The sequence below is a fragment of the Staphylococcus sp. EG-SA-15 genome (assembly GCF_017151895.1).
Classification (GTDB): domain Bacteria; phylum Bacillota; class Bacilli; order Staphylococcales; family Staphylococcaceae; genus Staphylococcus; species Staphylococcus aureus.
Genome location: NZ_JACVZN010000008.1, coordinates 1 through 10,852, shown reverse-complemented (window position 1 = coordinate 10,852; position 10,852 = coordinate 1). Strand labels below are relative to the sequence as shown.

Genomic DNA, 10,852 nt, shown 5'->3' with positions numbered 1-10,852 from the left:
TTTGTTTCTTCGATAAAAAGAGGAGCACCGATTGAAATTATGTCAGTCGGTGCTCCTTTTATTTGTTCTTTTTAATTAATTTGTACAATGCTTGCTGTGCGTGTTGATTCGCTTCTTTGTTTTGTTCTCTCGGAATCCATTTAACAAATAATAAATCAAAATCTTGTTCAAATATTTCCAATTGATCAAAATAAGGTTTAAATTTTGCATTTTTTACATAACCAGCGTTAACACTATCCGCAATTAACTTAGAGTCAGTGTACAACAACGCATTGCTAACGTTTAATTCACGGGCGTGTTTCAATGCATAGATACAAGCAGCCCATTCTGCAGTGTGGTTATCCATTTCGCCTAACTCATGTGTATATGTATAATGCTGCTCATCTTCTTTGATTACAATGGCACATGTACTTATGCCTGGATTTCCTTTCGTCGCAGCATCAAAATTTATTTTCGCCATAATAAACCTACTTTCTATTCAATACTTAGTTAAAGTTACTATTACTGTAATACAAAATATGTTGGATAATCCATTAAAAAACACGCATCACTTAAATAAGTAACACGTGTTTAAAATACTCGCTGATTAAAAGATGATTTTCTAATACGTAGTACTGTAATATACTTCCTAAAAAAATCATCTTCAGGCTGGGACATAAATCAATGTTCTATGCTCTACGAAGTTATATTGGCAGTAGTTGACTGAACGAAAATGCGCTTGTAACAAGCTTTTTTCAATTCTAGTCAGGGGCCCCAACACAGAGAATTTCGAAAAGAAATTCTACAGGCAATGCGAGTTGGGGTGTGGGCCCCAACACAGAGAATTTCGAAAAGAAATTCTACAGGCAATGCGAGTTGGGGTGTGGGCCCCAACACAGAAGATGACGAAAAGTCAGCTTACAATAATGTGCAAGTTGGGGATGGGCCCCAACAAAGAGAAATTGGATTCCCAATTTCTACAGACAATGCAAGTTGGGGTGGGACGACGAAATAAATTTTGCGAAAATATCATTTCTGTCCCACTCCCTTAAAACTTATTCTTTTGTGTAGTAAGTGCGTTAATAGCCTTGATCTAACTTATCAATCTTACCTTTACGATAAAATGATTTAGCAATATATCCAAATGGTACATTGAAAACTGTTGAAGCTAATTTTAATACGTAAGTTGTAATAAATATTTCAAATACAACTGTACCAGGTAAACTTCCGATAAAAGCGATAGCTACAAATAAAGCTGTATCAATTATTGAGCTTAAAAATGTACTACCATATGCACGGATGAAAAACGTTTTATCAGAACTAAATACTTTTTTAATTAGTGAAAAGATAAATACATCAATATGTTGACCAATAATATATGCGACGATTGAGCCTAAAGCAATACGTGGCACAACATCAAAGATTGCGTGTAATGCTTTTTGTGCCATATCTTCTGGTGCAGGAATAAAATGTAATGACAATTGCATAACAATAATCATAATTAATGTTGATGAAAAGCCTAACCAAACTGCTCTTTTTGCAACTCTACGCCCATAAATATCGTTTAATATATCTGTTGCTAAATAAATAGAAGCAAACATGACATTACCTAAAGTTGCTGAAATACCAAAGATTTCTACAGTTTTAATCACTTGTATGTTGGCAATGATTGTGCCAATTGCAACCCATGCAATTAAACCTTGTTTACCAAAAAAGCGATACATAAGTACCATAAGTACGAACGTTGCAATAAACGTAACTAGTCCTAAAATTTCATTATACATATTAAAATGTCCTCCTAAATTTTGATCATGCGGGTGTTTAGAAACCGCTCAATAAATAACTTACTCATTTTACTGAAAAATCGTTTGCGATGCAATAGCATTTGAATATAAATACATTTTACGTATAGAATTGTAAAAGGTTTCATTCAAATCTTAGGGTCAAAAATGTTATAATATTTTTATGTCAAATTTAAAACAGTAACACTTATTTACAAGGTTGCAATATTTTGAAGTAATAAAGGAAGTGTCGCGTATTTTAACTTTTTCAGAGCAAAATGCACTCGCGAAAATAGATGATTTAATGAATACTTATTGCAATCAATGTCCAATCAAAACTCGTCTGCGTAAATTAGAGGGGAAAACGAAGGCGCATCATTTTTGTATCAATGAGTGTTCAATAGGGAAAGAAATAAAACAATTAGGAAATGAACTTCAATAGGAGGAAGTCAAATGAAAATTATATCTATATCAGAAACACCGAACCACAACACAATGAAGATTACACTTAGTGAAAGCAGAGAAGGTATGACATCAGATACGTATACTAAAGTTGATGATTCACAGCCAGCATTTATTAATGACATCTTAAAGGTTGAAGGCGTTAAATCAATTTTCCATGTTATGGACTTTATTTCAGTAGATAAAGAAAATGACGCAAATTGGGAAACAGTATTGCCAAAAGTAGAGGCTGTATTCGAATAAATTTTTCATCAACTAGTATTCGGGGGGAATAAAGTATATGGAAATTTTACGTATAGAGCCAACACCAAGTCCAAATACAATGAAAGTTGTTTTGTCATATACAAGAGAAGACAAGTTATCTAATACTTATAAAAAAGTAGAAGAAACACAACCAAGATTTATAAATCAGTTGTTATCTATAGATGGTATCACTTCCATTTTTCATGTCATGAACTTCTTAGCTGTTGATAAGGCACCAAAAGCTGATTGGGAAGTCATATTACCTGATATTAAAGCTGCTTTTTCTGATGCGAATAAGGTTTTAGAATCTGTAAATGAACCTCAAATTGACAATCATTTTGGTGAAATTAAAGCTGAATTATTAACTTTTAAGGGTATACCGTATCAAATTAAGCTAACTTCTGCTGACCAAGAATTAAGAGAACAATTACCACAAACATATGTTGATCATATGACTCAAGCGCAAACAGCACATGACAATATTGTTTTTATGCGTAAATGGCTAGATTTAGGAAATCGCTATGGAAATATTGAAGAAGTAATGGATGGTGTCCTAGAAGAAGTGCTAGCTACCTATCCAGAATCACAGTTACCCGTATTGGTAAAACATGCTTTAGAAGAAAATCACGCAACTAATAATTATCATTTCTATCGACATGTCTCTTTGGATGAATATCATGCAACTGATAATTGGAAGACTCGATTACGAATGTTAAACCATTTTCCAAAGCCGACTTTTGAAGATATACCGCTACTTGATTTAGCTTTATCTGATGAAAAAGTACCGGTTAGACGTCAAGCGATTGTATTATTAGGTATGATTGAAAGTAAAGAAATTTTACCGTATTTATATAAGGGGCTTCGTGATAAAAGTCCTGCTGTAAGAAGAACAGCAGGGGATTGCATAAGCGATTTAGGGTATCCAGAGGCACTACCAGAAATGGTGCTACTATTAGATGATCCACAGAAAATCGTTAGGTGGCGTGCTGCTATGTTTATCTTTGATGAAGGTAATGCAGAGCAGCTTCCCGCACTAAAAGCCCATATTAATGACAATGCGTTTGAAGTTAAATTACAAATTGAAATGGCCATATCTCGTATTGAAAACGGAGATGAGGCACTTGGTTCAGTATGGAAACAAATGGCAAACAGAACAATTTAATTGGAGGAATTAAATATGAATGCATATGATGCTTATATGAAAGAAATTGCGCAACAAATGCGTGGCGAATTAACTCAAAATGGTTTTACAAGTTTAGAAACGAGCGAAGCAGTATCGGAGTATATGAACCAAGTAAATGCTGATGACACTACTTTTGTAGTTATTAACTCTACATGCGGCTGTGCAGCTGGATTAGCAAGACCAGCTGCAGTAGCAGTTGCAACACAAAATGAACATAGACCTACAAATACAGTTACAGTTTTTGCTGGGCAAGATAAAGAAGCAACTGCTACAATGCGAGAATTCATTCAGCAAGCACCATCTAGTCCTTCGTATGCTTTATTCAAAGGTCAAGATTTAGTTTATTTTATGCCTAGAGAATTTATCGAAGGTAGAGATATTAATGACATTGCAATGGACTTAAAGGATGCCTTTGACGAAAATTGTAAATAGTACACATAAATAAATATAAAGGTTAACACATTTTATAATATTAAAAATGGTGTCTGTCATTGAAAATAGAGAATATAGTTGTATTCTATTTGTTAAATAAAGTCCGTTTTTACCAACTATATTTTCTAGAAATTTAACTGTTTTAATAGGACATCAAACATAATATTCAAATCATGTGTTAACCTCTTTTTTAAAATTTTTTAGCATTAAAGTTATAGATTTGGGTAAACAATTACCAATTGGAAACATATATCACGTTACGATGTGGTAGGTACTTAATCAGCATTTTATAAATAAAGTAACGGAATTCATGATATTAATATCATATTCCTAAAATGAGTGATAACAAAATGCTACATAAAATTAAGTTATATCAAACTAAATATACATACTATAAATAATGAAAATGAGGTGTTATCGCATATGTTGAATTCATTTGATGCAGCATATCACAGTCTTTGTGAAGAAGTTTTAGAAATAGGAAATACACGAAATGATCGCACAAATACAGGTACGATTTCGAAATTTGGTCATCAACTTCGCTTTGACTTATCTAAAGGATTTCCACTATTAACGACAAAGAAAGTTTCTTTTAAATTAGTAGCAACCGAATTATTATGGTTCATTAAAGGAGATACAAACATCCAATACTTATTAAAATATAATAATAATATTTGGAACGAATGGGCTTTTGAAAATTATATAAAATCAGACGAGTATAACGGTCCAGATATGACAGATTTCGGGCATCGTGCATTGAGTGATCCTGAATTTAACGAACAATATAAAGAACAAATGAAACAATTTAAGCAACGTATTCTTGAAGATGATACTTTTGCGAAGCAATTCGGTGATTTAGGAAATGTTTATGGTAAACAATGGCGAGATTGGGTTGATAAAGATGGTAATCATTTTGATCAACTTAAAACAGTAATTGAACAAATTAAGCATAATCCAGATTCAAGACGACACATCGTATCTGCATGGAATCCAACAGAAATTGATACAATGGCACTTCCGCCTTGTCATACCATGTTCCAGTTTTATGTCCAAGATGGTAAGTTAAGTTGCCAGTTATACCAACGTAGCGCAGATATCTTTTTAGGTGTGCCATTTAATATCGCAAGCTACGCTTTATTGACACACCTTATTGCCAAAGAATGTGGACTTGAAGTAGGAGAATTTGTGCATACATTTGGAGATGCACATATTTATTCAAATCATATTGATGCGATTCAAACACAATTAGCACGTGAAAGCTTCAATCCTCCAACATTAAAAATTAACAGTGACAAGTCTATTTTCGACATAAATTATGAAGATTTGGAAATTGTTGACTATAAATCACATCCAGCAATAAAAGCTCCAATAGCAGTGTAGTCATTGCATAGTTAGCTAACCATATAGACAGCAAAATGACATCATAGTATTTTCAAGTGCAAAAAAGTACTTTTTTGTGTTAAACGTTTTCATAAATTATGCAAAATCATTATTTCTATCACACTTTATGATAAAAATTGTGTTAAATTAAAGATAACTTAGTAATAAAAAATGAAATGATAGAAGAAGGAGGATAATTATGACTTTATCCATTCTAGTTGCACATGACTTGCAACGAGTAATTGGTTTTGAAAATCAATTACCTTGGCACCTACCAAATGATTTGAAGCATGTTAAAAAATTATCAACAGGTCATACTTTAGTAATGGGTCGTAAGACATTTGAATCGATTGGTAAACCACTACCGAATCGTCGAAATGTTGTACTTACTTCAGATACAAGTTTCAACGTAGAGGGCGTTGATGTAATTCACTCTATTGAAGATATTTACCAACTACCGGGCCATGTTTTCATATTTGGAGGGCAAACATTATTTGAAGAAATGATTGATAAAGTGGACGACATGTATATTACTGTTATTGAAGGTAAATTCCGTGGTGATACGTTCTTTCCACCTTATACATTTGAAGACTGGGAAGTTGCCTCTTCAGTTGAAGGTAAACTAGATGAGAAAAATACAATTCCACATACCTTTCTACATTTAATTCGTAAAAAATAAGGGGGAAAACGACCATGACAAAACAGATTATAGTAACAGACTCAACATCCGATTTATCTAAAGAATACTTAGAAGCAAACAACATTCATGTAATTCCTTTAAGTTTAACTATTGAAGGAGCTTCATACGTTGACCAAGTAGATATTACATCAGAAGAATTTATTAATCATATTGAAAATGATGAAGATGTAAAGACAAGTCAGCCAGCCATAGGTGAATTTATATCTGCTTATGAAGAACTAGGAAAAGATGGCTCTGAAATCATAAGTATTCATCTTTCTTCAGGATTAAGTGGTACATATAACACTGCTTACCAAGCAAGTCAAATGGTAGATGCTAATGTAACTGTTATTGATTCAAAATCTATTTCTTTTGGTTTAGGGTATCAAATACAACACCTAGTAGAGCTTGTAAAAGAAGGTGTCTCAACTTCTGAAATAGTTAAAAAGTTAAATCATTTAAGAGAAAACATTAAATTATTTGTAGTTATAGGGCAATTGAATCAATTAATTAAAGGTGGCAGAATTAGTAAAACAAAAGGTTTGATTGGTAATCTTATGAAAATTAAACCAATTGGTACACTAGATGATGGTCGCTTAGAGCTTGTGCACAATGCGAGAACTCAAAATTCTAGTATCCAATACTTGAAAAAGGAAATTGCTGAATTTATAGGAGATCATGAAATCAAATCCATTGGTGTCGCACATGCTAACGTCATTGAATATGTTGATAAATTGAAGAAAGTTTTTAATGAAGCTTTTCATGTGAATAATTACGATATAAATGTAACTACACCAGTTATTTCTGCACATACTGGTCAAGGTGCGATTGGCCTCGTAGTCCTTAAGAAGTAAATTTAATCTTTTCAGTGTTAATTACTTCCATTTCAATCCTTTATAGACTAAATTTATAATTAGATAGATAGAGGAGGTAATTCATATGACAAAAGAATATGCAACATTAGCAGGAGGATGTTTCTGGTGCATGGTTAAACCATTTACATCATATCCAGGCATCAAGTCAGTCGTATCTGGTTATAGTGGCGGTCATGTTGACAACCCAACTTATGAACAGGTATGTACGAATCAAACCGGCCATGTCGAAGCAGTACAAATTACGTTTGATCCAGAGGTTACTTCCTTTGAAAATATATTAGACATATATTTCAAAACATTTGACCCAACTGATGATCAAGGGCAATTTTTCGATAGAGGCGAAAGCTATCAACCAGTCATTTTCTATCATGATGAACATCAGAAAAAGGCTGCTGAGTTTAAAAAGCAACAATTAAATGAACAAGGTATTTTCAAGAAACCAGTGATTACACCTATTAAACCATATAAAAATTTCTATCCAGCTGAAGACTACCATCAAGATTATTACAAAAAGAACCCGGTACATTATTACCAATATCAACGTGGTTCAGGTAGAAAAGCGTTTATAGAATCACATTGGGGGAATCAAAATGCTTAAAAAAGATAAAAGTGAACTAACAGATATAGAATATATTGTTACACAAGAAAACGGCACTGAACCACCATTTATGAATGAATATTGGAATCATTTTGCTAAAGGAATTTATGTAGATAAAATTTCTGGTAAACCTTTATTTACATCTGAAGAAAAGTTTCATTCTGAATGTGGATGGCCTAGCTTTTCCAAAGCGCTTGATGACGATGAAATTATAGAATTAGTCGACAAATCATTTGGTATGTTGAGAACTGAAGTGCGTTCAGAAGAATCAAATAGTCATTTAGGACATGTCTTTAATGATGGACCTAAAGAAAGTGGCGGCTTAAGATACTGTATCAATTCCGCTGCAATTCAATTTATTCCATATGAAAAGTTAGAAGAATTGGGTTATGGCGATTTAATATCACATTTTGATAAGTAGGAGTGGAAAGTATGTTTAAAAAATTATTCGGAAAAGGCAAAGAAGTTCAGAAAGATATCGCAATTTATGCACCATTAACTGGAGAATTCGTGAAAATTGAAGATATTCCAGATCCTGTATTCGCACAAAAAATGATGGGCGAAGGTTTTGGTATTAATCCAACTGAAGGAGAAGTTGTGTCTCCAATTGCAGGACGTGTTGACAATGTCTTTCCAACTAAGCATGCGATTGGGTTAAAAGCAGATAACGGATTAGAATTATTAGTTCATATCGGTTTAGACACAGTTCAATTAGACGGTGAAGGATTTGAAGTGTTAGTGTCTAGTGGTGACGAAGTTAACGTCGGAGATCCATTAGTAAGATTCAACCTTGAATATATTAATAATAACGCTAAATCTGTAATTTCACCAATTATAATTACTAACACTGATCAAGCAGCTTCAATTAATATTTATGATGAAAATGCTGTGATTAAAGGTGAAACAAAAGTGATTGATGTGACAATGAACTAATGAAAAACTATTCGTTTTATCAATTTGTCATGACAGTTCGTGGTCGACACGACGATAAAGGTCGTCTAGCAGAAGAGATATTTGACGATCTTGCTTTCCCAAAACACGATGATGATTTTAACATACTGTCTGATTATATTGAGACACATGGTGATTTCACATTGCCAATGTCTGTATTTGATGATTTATATGAAGAATATACGGAATGGCTAAAATTTTAATATAATTTTTAATAATAATAGTTAGAACCAGGGTGATGCAATTCGTTATCCTGGTTTTAATTTAAAATAAACTAAGTTGTGACTAAAAATTAATCAATTATAGTGAAATATGGTGCGCTATCTTGCATAAATTGATATGATTAACTACACAGAATTTAAAAGTACATAATACATAATAAGGAAGTGATACAATGGATGATAAGCAACACACATCTTCATCCGATGATGAACGCGCTGAAATTGCAACAAGCAATCAAGACCAAGAAACTAATTCATCGAAACGCGTTCACTTAAAACGTTGGCAATTCATATCAATATTAATTGGTACAATCCTAATAACAGCTGTCATCACAGTTGTTGCATATATTTTTATAAATCAAAAAATAAGTGGTTTAAACAAAACTGATCAAGCAAACTTAAATAAAATTGAAAATGTGTATAAAATCTTAAATAGTGATTATTACAAAAAACAGGACTCTGACAAGTTAAGTAAAGCTGCAATTGATGGCATGGTCAAAGAATTAAAAGATCCTTATTCTGAATATTTAACAAAAGAACAAACGAAATCCTTTAATGAAGGTGTTTCAGGTGATTTTGTAGGTATTGGTGCAGAAATGCAAAAGAAAAATGATCAAATTATGGTTACTAGTCCTATGAAGGGATCTCCAGCAGAACGTGCTGGCATTCGTCCTAAAGATGTCATTACTAAAGTAAATGGAAAATCAATTAAAGGTAAAGCATTAGATGAAGTTGTCAAAGATGTTCGTGGTAAAGAAAACACTGAAGTCACTTTAACTGTTCAACGAGGTAGTGAAGAAAAAGACGTTAAGATTAAACGTGAAAAAATTCATGTTAAAAGTGTTGAGTATAAGAAAAAAGGTAAAGTTGGAGTTATTACTATTAATAAATTCCAGAATGATACATCAGGTGAATTGAAAGATGCAGTTCTAAAAGCTCACAAAGATGGTTTGAAAAAGATTGTTTTAGATTTAAGAAATAATCCAGGTGGACTACTAGATGAAGCTGTTAAAATGGCAAATATTTTTATCGATAAAGGAAAAACTGTTGTTAAACTAGAAAAAGGTAAAGATACTGAAGCAATTCAAACTTCTAATGATGCGTTAAAAGAAGCGAAAGACATGGATATATCCATCTTAGTGAATGAAGGTTCAGCTAGCGCTTCTGAAGTGTTTACTGGTGCGCTAAAAGACTATAATAAAGCTAAAGTTTATGGGTCAAAAACATTCGGCAAAGGTGTCGTACAAACTACAAGAGAGTTTAAGGATGGTTCATTGTTAAAATATACTGAAATGAAATGGTTAACGCCAGATGGTCATTATATTCACGGTAAAGGCATTAAACCAGACGTTACTATTGACACACCTAAATATCAATCTTTAAATGTCATTCCTAATACGAAAACATTTAAAGTTGGAGACGATGATAAAAATATTAAAACTATTAAAATTGGTTTATCAGCTTTAGGTTATAAAGTTGATAATGAATCAACGCAATTTGATAAAGCTTTAGAAAATCAAGTTAAAGCTTTCCAACAAGCGAATAAACTTGAGGTAACTGGTGAATTTAATAAAGAAACGAATAATAAATTTACTGAGTTATTAGTTGAAAAAGCTAATAAACATGATGATGTTCTCGATAAGTTGATTAATATTTTAAAATAAGCGATACACACTACTAAAATTGTATTATTATTATGTTAATGACACGCTCAGGCTGGAACATTAAGTTCTTAGGCAATGTAAAAAAGCTGATTTCTATTAATTATTTGATAGAAATCAGCTTTTCTTCAACTAAGTCACGATATAGTGTTTTTGAATTTTCGTTCAATTTCGATTCGTGATTTGGAATACTTTTCTTCCACACAAATGTATACCTATTGGCATTAGCTTCTACTTTTGTACCATCAATAAAAATTGAATTATGATCAATAAGATTTTGCTTTAAACATTGACTATGAAACTGGATAAATAAAGATTCAATTAATGCATCAGTATTAGGATTTACTCTAAAACGATTAATAGTTTTATAAGAAGGTGTTTGATTTTGAGCTAACCACATCATTCGA

Annotated in this window: 15 protein-coding genes and 1 pseudogene; 13 read left to right on the top strand and 3 right to left on the bottom strand. The window is 32.4% G+C overall.

Translation table 11 applies throughout. From position 1 onward, the window contains the following. Positions 1-58 precede the first annotated feature (58 nt). A complete protein-coding gene (locus IDG64_RS05750) occupies positions 59-460 on the bottom strand; it encodes a ribonuclease HI family protein (protein ID WP_001062943.1) in 402 nt (133 codons plus the stop codon). A 402-nt stretch (positions 461-862) separates the two neighbouring features. Between IDG64_RS05750 and IDG64_RS15490 the strand changes: the two genes are divergently transcribed. Beyond that, complete coding sequence (locus IDG64_RS15490; RefSeq protein ID WP_000529136.1) at positions 863-994, top strand: hypothetical protein; 132 nt, start codon at positions 863-865, stop codon at positions 992-994. Between the two features lie 64 nt (positions 995-1,058). On the opposite strand, the gene IDG64_RS05745 is transcribed toward IDG64_RS15490, so the two are convergent. After that, positions 1,059-1,763, bottom strand: a complete 705-nt coding sequence (locus IDG64_RS05745) for a queuosine precursor transporter (protein WP_000282171.1) — start codon at positions 1,761-1,763, stop codon at positions 1,059-1,061. Between the two features lie 244 nt (positions 1,764-2,007). Between IDG64_RS05745 and IDG64_RS15485 the strand changes: the two genes are divergently transcribed. From IDG64_RS15485 to IDG64_RS05685, 12 genes are all read left to right on the top strand, one after another. Continuing rightward, the gene (locus IDG64_RS15485; protein WP_001795441.1) at positions 2,008-2,202 is read left to right on the top strand and encodes a zinc-finger domain-containing protein; all 195 of its coding nucleotides are present in this window, start codon (positions 2,008-2,010) and stop codon (positions 2,200-2,202) included. An 11-nt stretch (positions 2,203-2,213) separates the two neighbouring features. Then, the gene (locus IDG64_RS05735) at positions 2,214-2,465 is read left to right on the top strand and encodes a NifU N-terminal domain-containing protein (RefSeq protein ID WP_000691942.1); all 252 of its coding nucleotides are present in this window, start codon (positions 2,214-2,216) and stop codon (positions 2,463-2,465) included. Positions 2,466-2,502: 37 nt separating this feature from the next. Beyond that, positions 2,503-3,627 carry a virulence factor gene (locus tag IDG64_RS05730; protein WP_000404645.1) on the top strand — a complete coding sequence of 375 codons (1,125 nt, stop codon included), beginning with the start codon at positions 2,503-2,505 and terminating at the stop codon, positions 3,625-3,627. Positions 3,628-3,642: 15 nt separating this feature from the next. Then, entirely contained in the window at positions 3,643-4,080 is a 438-nt protein-coding gene (gene brxA / locus IDG64_RS05725) for a bacilliredoxin BrxA (RefSeq protein ID WP_000995287.1), read from the top strand. Between the two features lie 423 nt (positions 4,081-4,503). Continuing rightward, positions 4,504-5,460, top strand: a complete 957-nt coding sequence (locus IDG64_RS05720; RefSeq protein ID WP_000934895.1) for a thymidylate synthase — start codon at positions 4,504-4,506, stop codon at positions 5,458-5,460. A gap of 199 nt (positions 5,461-5,659) precedes the next feature. Continuing rightward, positions 5,660-6,139 carry a dihydrofolate reductase gene (locus IDG64_RS05715; RefSeq protein WP_000175746.1) on the top strand — a complete coding sequence of 160 codons (480 nt, stop codon included), beginning with the start codon at positions 5,660-5,662 and terminating at the stop codon, positions 6,137-6,139. Positions 6,140-6,153: 14 nt separating this feature from the next. Next, on the top strand, positions 6,154-6,993 hold the full coding sequence (gene fakB2 / locus IDG64_RS05710) for a fatty acid kinase binding subunit FakB2 (protein WP_000166059.1): 840 nt from the start codon (positions 6,154-6,156) through the stop codon (positions 6,991-6,993). A gap of 85 nt (positions 6,994-7,078) precedes the next feature. Beyond that, a complete protein-coding gene (gene msrA / locus IDG64_RS05705) occupies positions 7,079-7,612 on the top strand; it encodes a peptide-methionine (S)-S-oxide reductase MsrA (RefSeq protein WP_000159902.1) in 534 nt (177 codons plus the stop codon). After that, entirely contained in the window at positions 7,605-8,033 is a 429-nt protein-coding gene (gene msrB / locus IDG64_RS05700; protein WP_000913315.1) for a peptide-methionine (R)-S-oxide reductase MsrB, read from the top strand. The genes msrA and msrB overlap by 8 nt, the downstream gene beginning before the upstream one ends. 11 nt (positions 8,034-8,044) lie before the next feature. Continuing rightward, on the top strand, positions 8,045-8,545 hold the full coding sequence (locus tag IDG64_RS05695) for a PTS sugar transporter subunit IIA (protein WP_000473652.1): 501 nt from the start codon (positions 8,045-8,047) through the stop codon (positions 8,543-8,545). Next, positions 8,545-8,766 carry a YozE family protein gene (locus IDG64_RS05690; protein WP_000801007.1) on the top strand — a complete coding sequence of 74 codons (222 nt, stop codon included), beginning with the start codon at positions 8,545-8,547 and terminating at the stop codon, positions 8,764-8,766. Before IDG64_RS05695 ends, IDG64_RS05690 begins: the two co-directional genes overlap by 1 nt. Before the next feature lie 191 nt (positions 8,767-8,957). Then, positions 8,958-10,448 carry a S41 family peptidase gene (locus IDG64_RS05685; protein ID WP_000342125.1) on the top strand — a complete coding sequence of 497 codons (1,491 nt, stop codon included), beginning with the start codon at positions 8,958-8,960 and terminating at the stop codon, positions 10,446-10,448. A gap of 112 nt (positions 10,449-10,560) precedes the next feature. Here the strand turns inward: IDG64_RS05685 and IDG64_RS05680 are convergent. Beyond that, positions 10,561-10,852: pseudogene (locus tag IDG64_RS05680) on the bottom strand (transposase); the annotation flags it as partial.